Consider the following 20,847-nt stretch of genomic DNA (forward strand, 5'->3'; position numbering starts at 1 on the left):
GAGCTGGTGTGAAAAGGGAGTATGACTTGAACCGCCGGAACCAGATTCTTTTTACTGCTTCACTGCTGTTTGCTTTTGTCTTTGCTCCCGTCTTGATTGGGGGAGTGTCCGGGCCTGTTTTTGCCGGAGAAGCGGATGTGTTGTCCGTTGAAGCGGTAAAGGAGCGTGGAGGCAGTTGGCGGTTTAATGTTTCTGTGCGACATGATGACACAGGTTGGGACCACTACGCGGACAAATGGGAAATTGTTTCACAAGAGGGCTTGGTTCTTGGCACACGTGTGCTACACCATCCTCATGAGAACGAGCAACCCTTTGTCCGCTCTCTGTCTGGCGTGATCTTGCCCGAGGGCACAACCCGGGTAATTGTTCGGGCACATGACACTGTCCATGGCCTTGGTGGCATTGAGAAAATTGTCGATCTGGAATAAAATCCTGTGTCCGGATTGAAAAAGACATGGCAGATATAACAGGACTGCAGTTGATTTTTTTTCCAACATCCCTTATTTAATAGTTGTGCATTGCACAAAGCGCCTTTGGTGTGTCTCCGTTCCGTATTGATTCGCATACTGTTTTTGTGGTCTACTGTCGGAATCGCTACAATCACTGACGCAGTCGGATATGTAACCGGAAAGGATATCTAGTCACATCCTCTTCGGTTTTACACGTCGCTGCTCTGTCGGAATTGTGTATCGTTTGTGTTGGCTCTTGATAGGGCCTGGAGGCTGTTTCTTCTTCGGAAGGAATGAGAATTGTGTCTGTATGACCCTGACGACAATTCGTAGAGGCGTAAGTATGCCGGATCCTACGGAGGGATGAATGAGCGATCAGTCCAATACAAAGCCGGTTTCTGACCGGGTGTATGAAAAAAAGAAGCGTAACTGCCTGAAGTGCCGGGAAAAATTCGTGAGCGAATGGCCTGGTGAGCGCATTTGCAAAACCTGCAAGTCCTCGACAGCTTGGCGCGAGGGTATTGCTGCTTAAGCTATTGCTGCCTGAGTCTTAAATTTCAAGACAGCGGGCATACAACAAAGGCGCGGCTCTTTTAGACCGCGCTTTTGTTGTATCTGCCATCAGACTGTCGGGCTCTCCTCGCAGCCTGAATACAATAAATTATCCTGTTCTCAAGTATGTTGAAACGAGGGAGGGCTCTTGTCGAGAAGCTCTCGCTGGCGGTTTCGCAGGTGAATTTTAGGAACAGCTTTCGGGGGATAATTCATCAAAATACCTTGCGCGATGGTCTTGCCGGGTGATTTGTTAAACCAGAATATCCACGCGGCTTCCCCGGCCATCAGAGGGCGGTGGCAGCAGCTTTTTTGTGCTGCTGGCAGACTTTTCTGTGGCCTGAATTTCCAGCACCGTATCTTTTGCTGTCTTGAACGCCAGTCCCCTGTTCGGCGGGGGCTCTGGGGTGATCAGTGTTCCCGTCCTGGTGTAGAGGGGAGGGATATACATCAGGTGATCCCGCTGCAAACATAGTTAATGAAATGTTAACAATAAAGTCAGTAGCACTGATTTAAATCCATGTCTTTAAAAACTTGTCAGTGACTAGCGCAATAGGTGTTTTGCCTGAGACGACGTATGCTTCATAATATGCTGCGAACCAGCTTATAGGTAACTGCGGGATGTTGTCCTCAAACGAAGGAATAACCCATGCCACACTGTTCCTGATGTGTCTTATGTATTTTGACTTTTGTCGCAAGGCGCAGGCAGGAGTATACGCCAAGTCAAGGTATTTGGAAATATTCTGATAATAACGGCTCAAATACATTATTATCCAGATGAAATAGAGAAGGCAGGGGAGAGGTTTCTGGGAGAAGGTCTGTCAGACAATTTTGCAGAGAGTACTATAAAGGCGTAATTTGAAAATCGTAATTTCGCCCTGGCAGATGGAGCCGTAAAATTTTCAACATAGAAAGTAATCAATTGATTTGATTGCTATAAACGAACGGATGATTTGATCTCTCTTGTTGTAAAGTCTTCTCAGGTTTTGTTATCACTATAATTCAGTCTGGTGTCGAATTCTGCTGATCGTGCAATCAGGAGAAGAAATTCGTCATAATTTAGACTATGGTGGACGTCTGTACTCAAAACCCGAGGTTCTGATACTATGATCTTATCGTGTATGTTATCCGGGATGTCATCCGTGATATCCTTTGTAAAGTCTTCCGCGATAGCTTCCCGGAAAATACAGATCTCTTGCTCCCTCCTTTTTGCTTTTGCTTTGGCAAACATGTTTTGCTTTTCTGTACGGGCAGAGGAAAGCCCTATTGCTTATGTAAAAGTGGTCAATGGCACCTGCATCGCAATACAGCAAGGCGAAGAGCGGCCGCTCAACCTCGGAGACCCCCTGTTTAAAGCGGATGTTCTAAAAACCAGCAAAGAATCTTCTTTGGGTGTTTCCTTTCGCGACAATACCCTGATTTCCCTTGGCAGCAGCAGCCAACTGAAGCTGGAAAACTTCGAGTTCGATCCGGATAACAATCAACTGGCTTTTGCTGTCGAGTTGTTTGAAGGAACCCTGCTCTATATTTCCGGGTTGATAGCCAAGCTGACAAAGAAACCGGAGGAAGAATTGAGGATCACTACACCTGCGGGAACAGTGACTGTCCGCGGGACAAGACTGTTCATCAATGCTGAACAATGACGGGTAAGAAAGAGGCTGTTTCGATGTTAGATAAAACCTTTATCAAGTTTCTGTTTCCCTTGTCATTACTGTTACTGGCAGCTTGTTCCGCCCCCCGGGGGAACTATGTTATCCTCCTGGCAGAAGAAGACGGAACTGTGGGGCAAGCCAGTGTAAGCAACGCCCAGGGAGAATCCACTCTTGTAGCGGCCAATTCTGTGGTCGAAGTTCCTCGTCAAAAAGCGCCAAAGAAGGCGCGGGAGCTGGAAGCGGAAACTGTTGCAAAGCTGACAGCAGAAACCGAGGCGGCTCAGCCTCCCAAACCTTTGAACTTTGTGTTCTTCTTCGGTTTTGACAGCACGGAACTTACCGGAGATTCCGATGTTATCTTTGCCAGAGTTCTTGAGAATATCAAAAGCCGTGAGACGGTCGATATAAGTTTGATCGGACATACTGATTCAACCGGTTCCGTTGAATATAACCGGGAACTTGGCTTGAAGCGGGCAGACAAGTTACGTCAGCAACTGGTTGATAATGGCATTCCATCGTCCCTGATCGATATCAAATCCCTTGGTGAGGACAGCCCGCTTGCGGCTGACGAGGGACTTGACCAGCGTGCTTTGAACCGTCGGGTCGTAATGGTTTTGAGATAAAAACGAATAGCGCCAACTGCTGAGGTAAAAATCTGTTAATCTTTTGCCTGATCAATGGGAAGGGTGAAGAGAAAGACGGCTCCCCTTTTGTCTTTTTCTTCCATCTCGTTGTTTTTTTCCACCCAGAGCGCCCCACCGAGGGCCTCGATGATTGAGCGGCAAATGGAAAGACCCAGCCCCATTCCATGCATCTTGGTTGTGTAGAAGGGTTTGAAAAGGTTCTTCATTTCAGCCTTGCTCAAGCCAGGTCCTGTGTCTCTGATCGAGACCAGGATCATGTTGTTTTCGGTCTGGCTTGTTCGAACCGTAATCTTCCCCGGTTCACCGCTTGACGTAATGGCCTGCATGGCATTGCGGATCAGATTCATTACGACCTGGTGCAGCTGGATTTCATTGGCGCTGGCTGCTGGAAGATCGTGGGATTGCTCGAAATGCAGAGATACCAGATCACTGTCTCCGACGTCGTGGATCAGCTCGATTTCTTCCTGAATAATTTGATTTACATCAACAGCCCTCACTGTCGTGCTGCCGGTTTCGGCGACTTCCCTGATGCTTTTGAGAATATCATTGCCCCGGTGGGCCTGGGACAGGATTTTTTCGAGGGCTGTCTTGAGGATTTCCGGTTTAAGTGTTTCCGGATCATCCTGAGCATTTTCAAGCAGTCTTTTGGCGGCGTTGGTGTAATTGCAGATCGCCGCCATAGGCTGGTTCATCTCGTGGGCAATCGAGGAGGAAAGTTTCTGGACGGAGCTTTTGCCAATGGTGTGCATAAGTTCATTTTGCAGCCGTCGAATACGGGATTCCTTCTCGCGTTCACGTTTGGCTGCTTCGAGAGCATCAAAGTGCCGCTGGCGTTGTTCGGTAATGAATCCCGAAGTGGCCGAGACGAGAAACATTACCAGAGTGAGCAAAAAGGGCAGTGTTGGATCAATGAGGAATCCGCGAAAATAGAATCCTCCCCAGGAAAGCAGGATTGTCGTCCAGCCTAGAACAGCGAAGGTGACTGTCAGCTCCAGCGCGCTATAGCGCTGGGCAATGAAAATCAAGGAAAGGCCGATTACAAGAAATAGGCCCAGCTCAATTGCCATCATCGCAGGTGTGCTGACGAGCAGGGAATTGGTCAGGATGCTGTCGAGGGCCTGGGCGTGAAAGGACAGGCCGGAAAGGTTCTCGCCCGTGGGAGAAAGGGTATAGTCGGCAATGCCCACAGCAGTCACACCAAGAAGGACGATCTTGTCAAAAAAGAGATCGCCAGTGATTTCACCGGCGAGAACTTGTCTGGCAGATACATGTTGAATGTTGCTGTTTGGCGTGAAGTGGATCCAGACATGCCCATGTTGATCCGTTGGAATGTTATAGCGACCAATCCTGACTTTTTTAACTTCGGATTCTGTCATGAAGGCTTCGCCTAATGCGGCACCAGAGGCAACACGGAGGACTTCTGTTTCAAAAGAGGGGATCAGGCTGTGGCTGATATTGTAGAGCAGAGGGATTTTCCTAATCAAACCATCCTGATCAGGAGCGAGGTTGGATATCCCCTGACCGATGGCAGCTTCGTCCAGAAGAGGAATGTTGCGCAGGAGATTCCCGACTGCGGGGAGCACCTTTCGACCATCTTTGCCAATCATGACCATTTTGTTCAGATTGGGAGAGGGGATGTTGCTTTCCGGGCCAAATCCTGCCGCCAAGCTGAGGACAACGGGATACCTGGCAATGCTGTTGGCAAGTTTTTGATCATTTGAAGGGGCGAGAGAGAGCTGTTGTCTCAAATCCTCGGGCAGGTGCTGATTTGAAAGGGCGATTTGTTCGGGGGAGCTTCTGTCTGCTTCGGGAAAGAGAATGTCTACCCCCAAGGCTTTTGGGTTCTGCCTGGTAATTTGTTCAATCAATTCTGTCAGCAGATCCCGGGGCCAGGGCCATTGGCCAAGAGTCATCAGGCTTTTTTCATCAATCTGTACCAGAACGATCTGATCAGATGTTGTTTGCCTGGGGCTGATTTGCTGATAGCTGTCGAGGATGTTCCAGCGTAAGAGTTGCAAGGGCCAGGGATCATTAAAACGAACAAGTACAGTTGTTATGACAATCAGAGCCAGAAAGCGGCTCAATGTCAGATGTCGCATTAAAAGCGCAAGAGCTGTGTTGTTCTTCCTCATGAGATTGAACTGAAACGCCTTTTACTCTACCTTGTCATGTGCTTAGTGCGATACCACGCTTTTATGTGTCTTATAACAGAGTAAATAGAAGCAACACATTCTTGTACACTGGTTTCGTCGGCTGCAAAGGCAAGCTTTGTATGATTAGGCTCTTTGACAAGCTGGGGCACTTTCTTGTCATCTGAGCGGCAGGGCAAAGTGAAATATAGAAGGTTGATAGATGTATATATACATTGTTGATGACGATGATGCTGTACGTGAATCTACGCAGATGCTCCTGCAATCTTCAGGGCTGGAGGCCACGACCCGTACTTTTCCCTCCGGTGAGGAATTCCTTGCCGAAGACCTGCTGGCGACATCCGGGTGTGTTTTGCTGGATATTCGCATGCCGGGAATGAACGGGGTAGAAGTGCTTAAAAAAGTCCGTGAGGCGAACAGCAGTCTTTCAGTCGTCATGATTTCCGGACATGGAGACATCCCAAAAGCCGTTGAAACAATGAAAGCCGGTGCTTTCGGGTTCGTCGAAAAGCCTTTTTCTGATACTGAAATCATTTCTGTGGTTTCAGAGGCTTTGCAGGACAGCCAGAGCCATGAAAAAGAAGCAAGTCAGCGGCAAAATGCCGAGGAAATTTTGGCAAAGTTGACACCACGGGAAGCTGAAGTGCTTACAAAACTGGTTCTGGGGTTGCAGAACAAGATTATTGCCTATGAACTGAGCATCAGTACCCGTACGGTTGAAGTCCATCGCGCCAGAATAATGGAAAAGCTTGAAGCCAGAAGTCTGCCTGATCTTGTTCGACTGTATTTTACGGCTGGCCTTGATACGGAAACCTTGTCGCAGGGCTAAAATGTCCTGATCCTCTGAGGAACAAAAAGATTATTCGTGCCGTTCTCATGATAATAGCACGGGTCTGAACGACTGATTGTCGAGTAAAATTAACTGTCTCAAACCTGGGTTTTTGCCTGGTTGTGCATGGATAGCTGATCTGCATCAGCCTGATTAATCTGTGGCGATCCCGACCTATATGTGGGGGAAATACCCAGAACTGCGCCCTTTTTAAGAAGGTGTGGTCGTATTTGCCACATTAGGCTGCGCTTTCAGCGACATCCACCTTGCGACTGGGACGTATATATATTCATTGAATAGCCTGAAAAGGGGCAGCGGGATTATCCAGCTTTTTCAACAACAGAAATGTCGTTGAAAAAAGACCTTGATCCTGTTTGATTTCAATAGCGGATTAGCTGTTTTGTTTCTTGGATTAGGAACAAAACAAGGGGTCTTATATACCTACAGGCCACACCACAAAAGCCAATGAAAATACAGGGGAACTAAAGCCATGCCTTCGATTGATGACCTTAAGGCCCAGCGCGCAGCGTCAATGGTAATTACAGCGAACGGAGCACCCAAAAGGACGTCGAACCAGTTCTTTGGTGTGGGGCCGATTACAGATATGACTTCTGACGAGGTTGACGGTCGTCGTTTGCGTTTTCAATTCGATGCCTGGCTGGAAAACAACTATGCCAAGGTAGATGATCGTGGCAATCGTATCGGTAGTTTTACGACTTCTGAAATTGGCCGCAGCATGCACCGGGGATACCCTGCCGACAAGGTGCTGCTGGACATGGCCCGCGAAATTCATCGTTATTTCGAATTCCCCAAGAAAAACAAGATGGCCATTGGTCTGGGCGGAGGACACAGCGGCTTCACGGTTTCCATTCTCCATCTGATGAATGCCAATGACGAAAGCCAGCGGCTGTATGTTGATACCCCCCGCCCTGAATCAGAAGAAGCCAAAGCCGGTGGGTTTTTCCGTCAGTCCTGGGGCTCTCAGATCCTTGAACTGCAACAGTTTGCGGCAAAAGGTGATGTAAACCGCATCAGCTTTAGCGAGGGTGAAGGCTCTATTCCGACGGCTGATGAACTGGTTGCGCTGGGCACAAAGATTTTTGTCGGTGTTGGTCATGAAACCACAGGGGCGACGACCTATAGAGAGTCCGAAATTAAAAACCTGCTTGAATGGATTGATCGTAACCCGGCAGAACACCATGCAATTATCGACAGTACTTCCATGCTGGGCGCCATGCCCTGGGCGGAAGAAGTGGTTCTGGCTGTTCTTGACAAGTGCTGTATGTTTATGCCGTTCCAGAAGGCAATTGGCGGTATTTCCGGTTACTTCATCGCCTCTTATACACCACAGGCAATGGCGCTGATTGATGCGAACCAGAAAGATCCTTCCTGGGCCATTCCACGCCAGCTTAAGATCGCTGTTCCAAAAGATGCCAGACATCCTTTGAGCAGTGAAAAGACCTTTGCTCTCGGCCCCGTCTATGACCCGGCAGAACACAAGATGCTGGGGGGAATTATCAACACCTATTCCACCCTTGCTTTTGCCGAGACAACATTCGGTTTGCTGCGGGCTGAAAAAGCAATTGGTTCTGTCCGGGAAATGAACAAACGGTCGGCTGAAAATCGTAAAAAAATCAATGAATGGATTGACAGTAATCCAACCTTGGAACTCGGTGTTGCCGCCCCTGATAACCGGGGTGCTGCTGTGACACTGCTCAAGGTAACTGAAGGCAATACAGCTGATCCCGAGTTGCACGCCAGAATTATCGCCCGTTCCAAACAGATTCTTGGTTACGAAGGTCTGACGCATCCGAACGGTGAACATGAAAAAGGCCTTGATGTCGCGCGTTATGTAAATGCCTTCCCCGGTACTCCGGGGGATTATCGTGCCTGGATCGGCGGTATTCGTCCGGCTGCTGATGTTGTGGCGTTGCTTGAGAACCTAGAATACGCCTATCACCGTGCCAAGATCGTTGTTCTGGAAGAAATCCTGGCAGAACAGGGCGTAATCTTTGAGGCTTCTGCCACAGCCAATGCCAATGTCAAAGTACGTCAGGATGACCCGAGCAAAGCCTACAAGGTGCTGGTTGCTGATCTGGTTGGATTGAAATTCGATGTCCAGGGCAAGCCGGATCACTCTGAAGTGCGCCGTTATATCGAAGCCAAAGGCGGGGTGTTTCATGACGGCCCTATTGCCGATGATGCCAAACTTGAAGCCGGAAAAATTCACTTCTCATATCAGCCGGACCTGAGCAGGGAAGAAGAACTGCTGCCGCAGACTGATAAGGGGCAGTATGATGCAACAATTGTTGCCGCAACTTTCTTGCCAAAGGCTTCTGTCTTCAAGCATGGTGGTGTGCGTATCGGCGCAGGTACTGGCAATATGGGATCTGATTCCTGGGGCGGCGGTAACGGTGTCGGGGGTGAAGCTCCCCTGATGAATACACCAAGCTTCAACAGCCGGGCTACGGCCCAGATGGCGATGAAAGCCCTGTTGAAGGTTATGCCGGATCTGCCTGTGGATGAAATGCACAAGCTGGTTATTGCAGGTGATTTCGATACCGGTAAGGATCTTTGCAAGTTTCCGACTGAAAAGCTTGAAGGCAAGCGTCTGGCCGTTATCGGCTATGGTAATATCGGCCGCGAGCTTGCCCACTTGGGTAAGGCCTTTGGTATGGAAGTAGCAATCCATGCCCGTCCGCATCACAAGGCGTGGATTGAATCTGAAGGCTTTATCTATGCAGAAACCGCAGAGGAAGCTGCCAGAGAAGCAGATGTTCTCAGTCCGCATACAGGGCTTGGGCCTTTGAATGCAGAAACTGGCAAGTTTGCCAATGATAGCCTGGTTGGAGAAGCTGTTCTCTCTCTGCTTAACAATGGTGCTGTGATTGTGAACTATGACCGGGGTGAAGTGATCAATGTCGCTGCACTGGATGCGGCACTGACTTCCGGCAAGGTTCGTTATGCCGCGATTGATGCCGATCTGTTCAAGAATGCAGAAACTGGCGCCCTGAGCGGGCCAATGGTTCCTTATCTTGATCTGGTTGAACGTCATGGAGATAAGCTCGAGCTGCTACCGCATGCCGCAGCGGATACAGAGCATATGTCCCGGGTGCAGGGCGCAAAGCAGGCTGTTGACCAGATTTTTGATGTGATCCAGTTCAAGTCTGTAATGAACCTTAAGGGAGATCTGCCAGCAGGCTATAGTGATGCCGGTGCAACAACGGTGAACGGTGTTGGTAAAGTTACGTCCAATGCTCTGGTTGCTGTGGCAGCTGCGGACGAAACTGCAGCAGAGCTTCGCAAGTTGACCGAAGACATGGCTGCGATCTGGGGTGCCCTGTCTGTAACCAAGGATGCTGACCGTCGTCAGGATCTGGTCGAGCGCTATGGTGCCCAGCTGACTCTGGGCAGTAACCGTTACATCACCTTGATTGAGAAGCTCGGTCTGAAAGGTCCTTACGGCTGATTAATTTCTCGTGGGAGCCTGGCTCCCTCGCTTTCCGTTAGAAAAGGGGCTGGTCTATCAGACCAGCCCCTTTTCTGTTTGCGGAAGAAGTCATGCTGAGGATTGGCACATTGGGCCAAAGGCAAAATAAAAAGCCCCCCGAACAAGTCAGGGGGCTTTCAAGTTGCTTGATACCCAGGTTACTGCGCCTTGCAGGGCTGCTGCAGAAACCGGGAGCTATCAGTCAAACAGTCTTAGGCGCTGTAATACATATCGAACTCGATCGGGTGCGGCGCCATTTCAAAGCGCTGTACTTCGTGCCATTTCAGGTTGATGTAGGCATCAATCTGGTCTTTGGAGAAGACGTCACCAGCCAACAGGAACTCGTGATCAGCTTCGAGAGCTTCGAGAGCTTCGCGCAGGGAACCACAAACTGTTGGAATGTCTTTCAGCTCTTCTGCTGGGAGATCATAGAGATCCTTGTCCATTGCTTCGCCTGGATGGATCTTGTTGCGGATACCGTCAAGGCCAGCCATCAACAGAGCAGAGAAGGCCAGATAGGGGTTGGCAACCGGATCAGGGAAACGAACTTCTACACGTTTGGTTTTGGGGTTCGAGCCGTGTGGAATACGACAGGAAGCAGAGCGGTTTCTGGCGGAATAAGCCAGCAGAACAGGTGCTTCAAAACCGGGAACCAGCCGCTTGTAGCTGTTAGTTGAAGGGTTGGTGAAAGCGTTCAGTGCTTTGGCATGTTTGATAACGCCGCCGATGTAATAGAGGCAGGTCTCGGAAAGGCCGGCATAGCCTTCGCCAGCAAACATGGCTTTTCCGTCTTTCCAGATGGACTGGTGACAGTGCATGCCCGAACCGTTATCGCCGGAGATTGGTTTGGGCATAAAGGTTGCTGTCTTGCCGTAGGCATGGGCAACGTTGTGAACCACGTACTTGTAGATCTGCATTTCGTCTGCAGCGCGAACCAGCGTATTGAATTTCACCCCGAGTTCATGCTGGGAAGGAGCAACTTCGTGGTGATGTTTTTCAGCAGTAACGCCCATGGCTTTCAGGACAGTAACCATTTCTGCACGCAGGTCGATCCCTGTGTCTACTGGTCCAACTGGAACATAACCACCCTTGACGCGCGGGCGATGACCACAGTTGCCGCCATCCTGCTCTGCACGGTTCATGTGGGGAGACTCTTCGTCGTCCAGCTTGAAGAAACTGTGATGGCTGTTGGTGTCGAACTGAACGTTATCGAAAACAAAGAATTCGGCTTCCGGGCCAAAATATACAGTATCACCAATACCGGTTGACTGCAGATAGGCTTCAGCACGAACAGCAGTCGCACGGGGGTCACGGTTGTAAAGCTGGCCTGAATCCGGCTCGTACACTGTACAGGTAAGAATGATCTGTGCCTGTGCAGAGAAGGGATCCATCACGGCGGAGGTAAGGTCAGGCTTGATGATCATGTCTGATTCGTTGATCGCTCTCCAGCCTTCGATGGAGGAGCCGTCGAACAGGATCCCTTCATCCAGTTCATCTTCGCCAACAGCGGAGGCACACATGGTCATGTGGTGCCATTTACCACGTGGGTCAGTAAAGCGGTAATCAACAAACTCGACTTCGTTTTCCTTGATCATGTCAAGGACGCTCTGCACGTCAGACATAAACTCTTTCCTTTGTTTTGATAGGTATTTTTTTGATGATTTTAACAGACAGGATCAGATGGCATCTCTGCCGCGTTCCCCTGTCCGGATACGGATGGCTTCGTCAATTGTGCTGACGAAAATTTTGCCGTCACCGATGCGGCCTGTCTGTGCAGCCTGTTGGATGGCTTCTGTTGCACGTTCTGCCAACTCGTCTTCGATAACGATTTCAACTTTGACCTTTGGAAGAAAGTCGACAACGTATTCAGCACCACGATAAAGTTCTGTGTGGCCTTTCTGTCGTCCAAAACCTTTGGCTTCGGTTACGGTGATCCCTTTGATCCCGACCTCATGAAGGGCTTCCTTCACTTCATCGAGTTTAAAGGGCTTAATGATCGCTTCGATCTTTTTCATCTGTCCGAATGCTCCAGCAGCAAGAGGGGTTGGCTCTTTCGTCCATTTATATTTTGACCATAGTACTGCAGGATGTATGCCAACTTTTATCTTCCAGAAATTATCAGCTTTATAAGCCTGTTACCCTAATCATGATTAAAAAATAGACAGGATCTGTATAAAAATTGGGCGGCATGATTTTTTTTGTGCAGAAGGCCGATGTCGCCTCGGCAGTTATTTGACTGACCGGGTGATTGGAGGAGGGGGCAGCTATTGTAAAGTCAGGAGACGTGCAGGGGGCCGATTTTATGATCTCGGGCCATTATAAGGGGTGGGGATGATTTTGAAGTCGCTTAAAAGCGGGCTCCGGTTTTCGATTCTCGCTGACTGGTATCTCTTGAAAAAAGCCCGTAATAAAGAATTTTAAAACTGGAGCGCAGTTGTGCTTGACGCCTTTGTCTGTTGTGTATAAAACGCGCTCATCAGCCGAACTTGTTTCGGCAGGTAAAGATCTTATGGTGGCTGTAGCTCAGTTGGTTAGAGCACCGGTTTGTGGTACCGGGGGTCGGGGGTTCAAGTCCCCTCAGCCACCCCATGATTTACAAAAACGCGGCAGCCTCAGGCGCCGCGTTTTTTGTTTTTATTATCCTGTTTTTTTTTGTGGTTTCTATCGGCAGGATTGCCACGCTGCCAGACCGCTCGGGATTAACGACTATTTAGTCAATTTAGATCTATCCTGTCGGGGATAAATATTGTTTTGAAAAGGCTAGGATAATGGAAAACAACGGGCTTTCAGCTGAAGATCGTCGATTGGCTCCCCGATTTCCTGCTTCTGATCCCATCTCTCTTAAAGTGGTCGACAGGGAAGGCAAAGTGGTCATTACGACTATTGCAGATCTTTCTTTTGGCGGATTTTGTCTCAAGAGTAATGATGAATTTTCCGGAGTTGGCGAGCAGGTGACCCTAACTCATTCAATCGCCGGAGAATTCAAGGGAGAAGTTATGTGGCACAGGGGAGACCAGATCGGTGTTCGGGTGATCATGTCATCCGGTGATCGGGAAAAGCTTCTGCAGTACACATGTCTGGCGCTCTACCCTGACAAGGATATCCCGGCGCAGATTAAATAAGATTCCTGAACCAGGACGCTGTGGATTAAATTAGGCCTTGGTTGAGCCATATTGTTTCTGCATATAAACTCTGATGAAGCAGTTTGGTCTTATCAGAGTAGTGAAGTAATGAAACAGACCCTTTTAGGCATCGCAGCGGCATGCGGTATTATTCTCTTTACCTTTTCTCCGGCTCTGCCCGATGAATATCTGAAGGGGGTTGATGCTTATGAAAGTGGCGATTTGTCTGCGGCAACAGCCTATTGGTTGCCTCTGGCCGAGGCGGGAGATGCCCGCGCGCAATACAGTCTTGGAAAACTCTTTGAATCCGAGAGTGAAGGGGTGACGCCTCACTATCAAGAAGCTATTCACTGGTATCAGAAGGCGGCGGACCAGAATGTTGTGGCAGCCCTGAACAATCTTGGACGGCTCTATGCCCAGGGTAAGGGATTTGCTCCCAATCAGGAAAAGGCCGTTGAGTACTGGCAGAGAGCTGCGCAGGCGGACCATGCCATGGCTCAATATAATCTGGGATTGGCTTATTTGCGGGGGGAGGGTGTTCCCCGGAATCTAACCCAGGCAGTCTTCTGGTTCCATCAATCAGCGAATGGTAATGAATCGGGTGCCCAATTTGCCCTTGGCGAGGTGTACAGATTGGGGATATCTGTTCCTCCAGATCGGCAGCAGGCAGAGAAATGGTACAGGTTGGCGTATGAGGCGGGTGATACTAGAGCAGAATTGATGCTTGATCGCCTGGCATCAATAAATAATCTCGAGCAAGCTCAAGAGAACCTGTCAAATTCATATGATGAAGAAGCTTCAGCAGCTTTGCAGGGTAAATCAGAAACTATTGTTTCTGTTCCGGTGGCTGGTGCTCTCCCGGATGCTCCTGATCCAGGCGCCGTTGTCCCTGGGGCAGCGAAGACTGTTGAAATTGCCGTTGTCGAGGCTGGGGCCGATGGACAGGAGGCGGTTGCCCTGCTTGAAGGCACTGCACCTATTCCCCTTCGAAACCCTCGCCGGTATGAGGGGAATAGTCGTGATGTTGCAGCAAAGCCCAAACCGAATCCCCGACGATAGAATATGGTATATCTTCACAGTATCTATGCTGGATCTATAGGGGGAACCACAGTTCTCATATTTTCAGTCAAGAGCCATAGTTCCGGTATTGCAATCAGGAACAGCTAAAATGAGCTGGAACAAAACGCCGCTTCTTACAGTGGAGGAAATGTACCTTGCTGATCGTTCCACGATTCAAGACGGGGTTTCTGGTTGTGCTTTGATGGAGCGAGCCGGGGCGGCGGTGGCAGAGGTGGTGCAATCCTGCCATGGCGAAGGGCAAATTCTTGTACTTTGTGGCCCGGGAAATAATGGTGGAGACGGTTTTGTCGCAGCAAGGCTTCTTCGAAAAAGTGGTCGGAAGGTAAAACTTTTTCTGTCAATTGAAGGGGAGAAACTGAAAGGTGATGCCCGACTTATGGCTCGGCGATGGTCTGGGGGAATTCATTTTTCTCTGACCGAAAAGGATTTTAATGAAAGTTCCTTGATTATTGATGCCCTCTTCGGAACAGGGTTGGCGCGCCCCCTGGAAAAGCGGCTTCTTGATTTTTCTGTTTGGGCAGTCGGAAAAGAAGTGGTTTCGGTTGATATACCAAGCGGCATTAGCGGAGATACCGGGCAGGTAATTGGTGCAGGAGCTTTCGCGGCCTTGAGAACAGTGACGTTTTTCAGGAAAAAAACCGGGCACCTGCTTTTCCCCGGGAGAGCGCATTGTGGTGAGATCATCCTCGCTGATATCGGGATAGATAAAAGCTGCCTTGATGTTCTGGAACCGAAAGTAGCGGAGAATTCTCCTGTTCTCTGGCGGCAGACGCTGCCGGACATCAGTTTTGATAAACACAAGTATCATTTTGGCCATGCGGTAATCTATGGTGGTGAAATGTCAGGTGCAGCACGTCTTGCTGCTTTGGCGGCGCTCCGTATAGGTGCCGGGCTTGTCACGGTTACCTGTCCGCAGGCCGATAAACTGATCTATGCCCTGGCTTCTCCAAGCCTGATCATCAAGGAGAGGGAACGGGGCGGCGCACTGAAAGCGCTTCTCGTGGATAAGCGGAAAAACGCGGTGCTTGTCGGGCCGGGAGCCGGGTGCTCAGAGGAAGTTGTTGCCGAAATTCGTTCTGCAGCAGATGACCCGGAGAGAGCGATTGTTCTGGATGCGGATGCCTTGACTGTCTTTTCAGAAGATCCTGCCGGGTTATTTGCACTTTGCCATGGCAAGATGGTTCTTACGCCACACGAGGGAGAATTCAGAAAACTTTTTCCGGATCTGAAACAGAGCAGAATCGAAAATATTCGGATTGCAGCCCGGCGGGCCGACTGTGTTGTGATACTCAAGGGGGCGGATACTCTTGTCGCGGCACCGGACGGACGTCTGGTGATTAACGCCAATGCACCTTTCTGGCTGGCAAAAGGAGGAACCGGGGATGTTTTGGCCGGAATGGTTTGTGGATTTCTGGCTCAAGGGATGCCAGCTTTCGAGGCTGCTGCTGCCGCGGTTTGGTTTCATGGTGAGGCGGCCAAAGTCGCCGGAAGAGGCATGCTGGCGGAAGATTTGCTTCTTGGCATAAAAGAAGTGAATGCTGGATTTTTTTAGTAAATAATATCTCTTATTGTCTCGCGTTAGTTGTGATTTGTATTAATAGAAAAATTCCCAAGTATTTGATCTATATATTTACTCTTAATTAATTGCTTTCTGTCATTCTTGATAGAATGTTTTGATAAAGTGTGTTCGTTGCTGCAGGTAAAGTCATGTCATTTATAGATAGTATCCGTAAAGTAAAACGTAATTCTGACGAGGTGAAAGTCGGCGGAAGTTATCGTTATGTTGGTCCGCATCGGGTCATTGAGACGGCTAAGGTCCTTAAGGTTCAGACGGATACCTTTGGTATTCCCCATGTTCATTTTTCTATTTCGGTGGATGGGGATCACCTTACTGGATTTGAAGATTACCGGACGCTTGGAATATCAAGTTTTTCTGAACGCTATCGCCAGGCCGTCTAGGCCAAATCTCACCCCGCTCATCATACGGCTATGGATGTGATCCAATTCTGATCGCGGGTGTTTTCCTGTTTTTTACAGATGTCTTTCACTTGCAGTGGAAAGTCGTTATCCCTTCTGGATAAAGAGGGGCTATTGGACCTCTCGGGCTCATTACCAGGAGGGGTTCATGATTCGTGTACTTATGCTTTTTCCACTTTTTTCTTTACTGGCATTTCAGGTCGCCTTGGCGCAGGGGAGTTTTCTTGATCAGGGGCTTAAGCTTTTGAGGAAAGATTCCGGGGCAGAGCAGGAGGGCGGAAATTTCTCTTCTGAAAAAATATCTTCCGGTCTTAAAGAGGCATTGCGTATCGGTTCCGGGAAAGTTGTCGACCAGATCAGTCAGGCAGGAGGCTATGGCAATGACCCTTCCATTCACATTCCTCTTCCTAAAAATCTTCAGACGGTTCAGACGGCTTTGAAGACGATTGGTCAAAGCTCATTGGCGGACGAACTTGAAGCGAAGCTCAATCAGGGGGCGGAAAAAGCCGCCATCGAGGCCCGAACTCTTTTTGTTGAGGCGATCTCTGAAATGACTCTGGAGGATGCTCAGCGCATTTATAATGGGGAAAAAGATGCGGCAACCCGATATTTTCAGAAGAAAATGACACCGGAACTTACAGATAAATTCAGACCAATTGTGAGTGAGAATTTGGCTGATGTTGGTGCTATAAGTACTTACAATAAAATGATAGATGACTATAAAACCATTCCTTTTGTGCCCGATGTAAAAGGGAATTTGACGGACTATACGGTGGGAAAGGCTCTTGAAGGGTTGTTTTATTACCTGGCAAAGGAAGAAGAGCAGATTCGCCAGAATCCGGCTGCAAGAACAACAGAGCTGTTGCGGGAAGTCTTCGGTGCGAACTGACCATAGCATTGGGCGCTAAGCTAATATACTGATAATAATGAATATTTTGTTGTATCTCTTTTCTTGACAGTGTTATTCCGAAAAAAATCTCGGAAAACTGAAAAGTCTTGGTTGCGCAGTCTGCGGGGATGTATTAAACCCCCAAAATCGAAAAGAGCGCGGGTGTGGCGGAATTGGTAGACGCACCAGATTTAGGTTCTGGCGCCGAGAGGCGTGGAGGTTCAAGTCCTCTCTCCCGCACCATTCGAAAATTATTGTTAAGACCCTGGAAGGCCAGCGCTGCCCGGGCAGCTTGCTTTTGCGCCTTTCAGGTTATTGCCATGAATATTATGAAAGGCGTCGCCGGCAAATGCAGGTAACTGAGACTAACGCGGACAATCTGAAACGCGAATTCACGGTGGTCGTACCCGCCACGGACATCGACGCAAAAATCGATAGCCGTCTGGTCGAGTTGAGCTCACAAGTTAAGCTCCCTGGCTTCCGTCCAGGTAAAATACCCATGACAATGCTGAAACAGCGTTACGGGAAATCCGTAATGGGTGAGGTACTTGAGGCACTGGTGAACGAAACTTCCCAGAATATTATTTCCGAGCGCAGCCTGCGTCCAGCAATGCAGCCAAAAATCGAAGTGACTTCCTTCGATGAAGGAAAAGATCTTGAGTACACAATTGCTTTCGAGATCATTCCTGATGTTGAGCCAATGGATTTCTCGACGCTGAAGCTGGAAAAGATTTCTGTTGAAGTGCCTGCGTCTGAAGTTGATGAAGCGCTGGAGCGTATTGCATCAAACCACAAGACAACTGTTGCTCTCAAGCGTAAGCGCAAGGCCCGTGAAGGTGACATCGTTACTATTGACTTCAAGGGAACTGTCGGCGGAGAGGCGCTTCCAGGTATGGCCGGGGATGATTTCAAACTCGAACTTGGTTCTGGCCAGTTTATTCCGGGTTTTGAAGACCAGGTTGTTGGCGCAAACGTCGATGATGATGTGACTGTTAATGTGACCTTCCCTGAAGGTTATGGTAACGAGAAGTTGTCTGGCAAAGACGCTGTTTTCGAAGTGAAGGTCAAGGATATCGAAGAAACAGCAGCTGCTGAAATCGATGATGCTCTTGCCGAGAAGCTTGGCGAAGAAAACCTTGAGAAGCTCAAGGCACGTGTTGCCGAGCAGATCAAAGGTGAATATGACCGTGTTGCTCATTCCCGCCTGAAGCGTGACCTGCTCGACAAGCTAGCAGAAAGTCATGATTTTGACGTTCCGGAATCGATGGTCGAGTCAGAGTTCGAAGGCATTTGGCGTCAGATTGAGTCTGATAAAGATCAGGGCAAACTTGATGAAGAAGATGCCGCCAAGTCAGATGATGAGTTGAAAACGGAATATCAGGCGATTGCGGTTCGTCGTGTACGTTTGGGTCTGCTGTTGTCTGAAGTCGGTACTAAGAACCAGATTGAAGTGACCCAGGATGAGCTGAATTCAGCTCTGTTGCAGGAAGCGCGCAACTACCCTGGTCAAGAGCAAGCTGTCTTTGAATTCTATCAGAAGAACCCGCAGGCAATTGCCAATCTGCGTGCGCCAGTCTTTGAGGACAAGGTCGTCAATTACATCGTTGACCTCGCCAAGGTAACTGAGAAATCAATGTCTCCTGACGAGCTGCGCAAGGCCTTTGAAGCGGAAGGCGTTTCGACTTCCGATGATAAGCCTGCAAAAAAAGCAGCCGCTAAAAAAGCACCAGCAAAAAAGCCTGCTGCCAAGAAAGCGAAAGCTGACGCGGAAGCATAAGAATTCTGCTTTTGAAAGCTAACGTGTTTGTATGGGTTGTGCGAATCTATCGCGCAACCCATATTACTTTCTGAGACATATAGTTAAGTTGTCCAAGACACGCGTATTTCTAAGAGGAAGCCATGAGTGATCCCCGCGATATATTTATGAATACACTTGTCCCCATGGTCGTTGAGCAGACGAGCAGAGGGGAACGTTCTTACGATATTTACTCCCGGCTTCTAAAAGAGCGTATTATTTTTCTGACTGGTCAGGTTCATGACCAGGTAGCGAGTCTGATTTGCGCTCAGTTGCTGTTTCTGGAGTCAGAAAACCCTAAAAAGGATATTTCCTTCTACATCAACTCTCCGGGCGGTGTTGTGACAGCTGGTTTGGCTATGTACGACACGATGCAGTACATCAAGCCGCAGGTCTCGACCGTTTGTGTCGGTCAGGCTGCTTCTGCTGGTTCTCTCCTGTTAATGGCTGGTGCCAAGGGCAAGCGCTATGCCTTGCCAAATGCCAAGGTTATGATCCACCAGCCGTCTGGTGGTTTCCAGGGGCAGGCAACAGACATTGAGATCCATGCCAAGGAGATCATCAAGACACGATCCCGTCTGAATGATCTCTACGCCAAACACACAGGTCAGCCGATTGAGAAAATTGAAGCCGGTATGGAGCGTGATAATTTCATGTCTCCAGAAGAAGCTTTGGCATTCGGTCTGATCGATGAGGTGGTTTCGCACCGCAAGGCTGATGTGGAGAGTGAAGGTTCTTCATCCTGATAAGGGCGGACCCGATTCACAGGGATAGGTATTTTCCTGTTGGGAAGAGTTCATTAACGAAGGTTTGTTATCCTTCGGGAAAAGAGGGCGAATATGATGGGTGTTAATCCCGAATTTGCTTTGATAATGGACAATTTACCATTGTGTGGGTCGGGTCGGTCTGTCAACATACCCTTGATGGGAATTGATTTCGAGGCTCAAACGTAATGTCAAAATCGAGCGGTAACGACTCGAAAAATACTCTCTACTGTTCCTTCTGTGGCAAGAGCCAGCATGAAGTCCGCAAGCTTATTGCGGGACCCACCGTCTTTATTTGTGACGAGTGTGTCGAACTTTGTATGGATATCATTCGTGAAGAACATAAATCATCACTGGTAAAATCGGGCGACGGAGTGCCATCGCCTCAGGATATCTGTGATGTGTTAAATGATTATGTCATTGGTCAGACACACGCCAAAAAAGTTCTCTCGGTCGCGGTTCACAACCACTACAAGCGGCTGGCGCATGGGAATAAAACTGGCGATGTGGAGTTGGCAAAGTCGAACATCATGCTGGTCGGTCCGACGGGTTGCGGTAAAACGCTTTTGGCCCAAACATTGGCCCGTATTCTTGATGTGCCCTTTACCATGGCAGATGCAACGACCTTGACCGAGGCTGGTTATGTCGGAGAGGATGTGGAAAACATCATTCTCAAGCTTCTGCAGTCTGCCGATTACAATGTTGAACGTGCCCAAAGAGGGATCGTTTACATTGATGAAGTGGACAAGATCAGCAGGAAGTCTGATAACCCTTCGATTACCCGGGATGTATCGGGTGAAGGTGTCCAGCAGGCACTTCTGAAGATTATGGAAGGGACTGTTGCTTCGGTTCCGCCTCAGGGTGGACGCAAGCATCCGCAACAGGAATTCCTCCAGGTCGACACCACGAATATTCTCTTTATCTGTGGTGGGGCCTTCGCGGGTCTCGACAAGATTATCTCAACACGAGGCAAGGGATCTTCTATTGGTTTCGGTGCTGATGTGCAGGGGCCGGATGAGCGTCGTATGGGCGATATTCTGCGGGAAATTGAACCTGAGGATCTTCTCAAGTTCGGATTGATTCCCGAGTTTGTCGGAAGACTGCCTGTTGTTGCTACTCTGGAAGATCTGGACGCAGATGCTCTGATCGAAATTCTCTCGCAACCGAAGAATGCGCTGGTCAAGCAGTACAAGCGTCTCTTTGAGATGGAGAATGTAAATCTGAGTTTCTCGGATGGGGCTTTGCTTGAGATTGCGAAAAAGGCGATCGATCGTAAAACCGGAGCACGCGGACTGCGCTCTATCATGGAAAGTATCCTTCTGGATACGATGTATGAGCTCCCTGGTTTGAAGGGTGTCGAGGAAATCGTCATTAACAGTGAGGTTGTGGTGGGTAAAGCCAAGCCGCTTCACATCTATGGCGACAGCAAGGAAGATACCGGAACAGATTCCTGA

The 20,847-nt window shown here is 49.0% G+C and carries 18 protein-coding genes and 2 tRNA genes; 16 read left to right on the plus strand and 4 right to left on the minus strand.

From position 1 onward, the window contains the following. The first annotated feature begins 26 nt into the window (after positions 1 to 26). Positions 27 to 428, plus strand: a complete 402-nt coding sequence (locus B152_RS0116955) for a hypothetical protein (protein ID WP_020593632.1) — start codon at positions 27 to 29, stop codon at positions 426 to 428. Between the two features lie 388 nt (positions 429 to 816). Next, positions 817 to 981 (plus strand): hypothetical protein, encoded by a 165-nt coding sequence (locus B152_RS26065; protein ID WP_020593633.1) that lies wholly within the window; start codon positions 817 to 819, stop codon positions 979 to 981. A 273-nt stretch (positions 982 to 1,254) separates the two neighbouring features. Here the strand turns inward: B152_RS26065 and B152_RS0116965 are convergent, their stop codons facing one another. Then, on the minus strand, positions 1,255 to 1,452 hold the full coding sequence (locus B152_RS0116965; protein ID WP_020593634.1) for a hypothetical protein: 198 nt from the start codon (positions 1,450 to 1,452) through the stop codon (positions 1,255 to 1,257). Positions 1,453 to 2,230: 778 nt separating this feature from the next. Here B152_RS0116965 and B152_RS0116975 point away from each other — a divergent pair. Continuing rightward, a complete protein-coding gene (locus B152_RS0116975) occupies positions 2,231 to 2,644 on the plus strand; it encodes a FecR family protein (protein WP_020593637.1) in 414 nt (137 codons plus the stop codon). 23 nt (positions 2,645 to 2,667) lie between these two features. Then, positions 2,668 to 3,276, plus strand: coding sequence for an OmpA family protein (locus B152_RS0116980; RefSeq protein WP_157231146.1), 609 nt, complete (start codon positions 2,668 to 2,670; stop codon positions 3,274 to 3,276). Between the two features lie 35 nt (positions 3,277 to 3,311). Here the strand turns inward: B152_RS0116980 and B152_RS0116985 are convergent, their stop codons facing one another. Beyond that, a complete protein-coding gene (locus B152_RS0116985; RefSeq protein WP_020593639.1) occupies positions 3,312 to 5,396 on the minus strand; it encodes a CHASE2 domain-containing protein in 2,085 nt (694 codons plus the stop codon). Positions 5,397 to 5,649: 253 nt separating this feature from the next. On the opposite strand from B152_RS0116985, the gene B152_RS0116990 reads away from it, so the two are divergent. Together B152_RS0116990 and B152_RS0116995 are read left to right on the plus strand one after the other, a co-directional pair. Further along, on the plus strand, positions 5,650 to 6,276 hold the full coding sequence (locus B152_RS0116990) for a response regulator transcription factor (protein WP_020593640.1): 627 nt from the start codon (positions 5,650 to 5,652) through the stop codon (positions 6,274 to 6,276). Between the two features lie 490 nt (positions 6,277 to 6,766). After that, positions 6,767 to 9,745, plus strand: a complete 2,979-nt coding sequence (locus B152_RS0116995; RefSeq protein ID WP_020593641.1) for an NAD(P)-dependent oxidoreductase — start codon at positions 6,767 to 6,769, stop codon at positions 9,743 to 9,745. A 233-nt stretch (positions 9,746 to 9,978) separates the two neighbouring features. Here the strand turns inward: B152_RS0116995 and glnA are convergent, their stop codons facing one another. Then, entirely contained in the window at positions 9,979 to 11,388 is a 1,410-nt protein-coding gene (gene glnA, locus B152_RS0117000) for a type I glutamate--ammonia ligase (RefSeq protein ID WP_020593642.1), read from the minus strand. Positions 11,389 to 11,442: 54 nt separating this feature from the next. Beyond that, complete coding sequence (locus B152_RS0117005) at positions 11,443 to 11,781, minus strand: P-II family nitrogen regulator (RefSeq protein WP_020593643.1); 339 nt, start codon at positions 11,779 to 11,781, stop codon at positions 11,443 to 11,445. A gap of 497 nt (positions 11,782 to 12,278) precedes the next feature. On the opposite strand from B152_RS0117005, the gene B152_RS0117010 reads away from it, so the two are divergent. From B152_RS0117010 to clpX, 10 genes are all read left to right on the plus strand, one after another. After that, positions 12,279 to 12,355: transfer RNA gene (locus B152_RS0117010), tRNA-His, on the plus strand. A gap of 179 nt (positions 12,356 to 12,534) precedes the next feature. Further along, positions 12,535 to 12,888 (plus strand): PilZ domain-containing protein, encoded by a 354-nt coding sequence (locus B152_RS0117020; protein ID WP_020593644.1) that lies wholly within the window; start codon positions 12,535 to 12,537, stop codon positions 12,886 to 12,888. Positions 12,889 to 12,996: 108 nt separating this feature from the next. Beyond that, positions 12,997 to 13,947, plus strand: a complete 951-nt coding sequence (locus B152_RS25535) for a tetratricopeptide repeat protein (protein ID WP_020593645.1) — start codon at positions 12,997 to 12,999, stop codon at positions 13,945 to 13,947. 109 nt (positions 13,948 to 14,056) lie between these two features. Then, a complete protein-coding gene (locus B152_RS24190) occupies positions 14,057 to 15,520 on the plus strand; it encodes a bifunctional ADP-dependent NAD(P)H-hydrate dehydratase/NAD(P)H-hydrate epimerase (protein WP_020593646.1) in 1,464 nt (487 codons plus the stop codon). Between the two features lie 155 nt (positions 15,521 to 15,675). Next, entirely contained in the window at positions 15,676 to 15,927 is a 252-nt protein-coding gene (locus B152_RS0117035; protein WP_020593647.1) for a hypothetical protein, read from the plus strand. Between the two features lie 181 nt (positions 15,928 to 16,108). Then, on the plus strand, positions 16,109 to 16,834 hold the full coding sequence (locus tag B152_RS0117040) for a DUF4197 domain-containing protein (protein ID WP_281168730.1): 726 nt from the start codon (positions 16,109 to 16,111) through the stop codon (positions 16,832 to 16,834). A gap of 158 nt (positions 16,835 to 16,992) precedes the next feature. Then, positions 16,993 to 17,077, plus strand: a tRNA-Leu gene (locus B152_RS0117045). Positions 17,078 to 17,183: 106 nt separating this feature from the next. After that, entirely contained in the window at positions 17,184 to 18,611 is a 1,428-nt protein-coding gene (gene tig, locus B152_RS0117050; protein WP_026261659.1) for a trigger factor, read from the plus strand. A gap of 122 nt (positions 18,612 to 18,733) precedes the next feature. Continuing rightward, entirely contained in the window at positions 18,734 to 19,375 is a 642-nt protein-coding gene (gene clpP / locus B152_RS0117055; RefSeq protein WP_020593650.1) for an ATP-dependent Clp endopeptidase proteolytic subunit ClpP, read from the plus strand. Between the two features lie 206 nt (positions 19,376 to 19,581). Next, positions 19,582 to 20,847 carry an ATP-dependent Clp protease ATP-binding subunit ClpX gene (gene clpX / locus B152_RS0117060; RefSeq protein WP_020593651.1) on the plus strand — a complete coding sequence of 422 codons (1,266 nt, stop codon included), beginning with the start codon at positions 19,582 to 19,584 and terminating at the stop codon, positions 20,845 to 20,847.

The sequence above is a fragment of the Kiloniella laminariae DSM 19542 genome (assembly GCF_000374005.1).
Lineage (GTDB): Bacteria > Pseudomonadota > Alphaproteobacteria > Kiloniellales > Kiloniellaceae > Kiloniella > Kiloniella laminariae.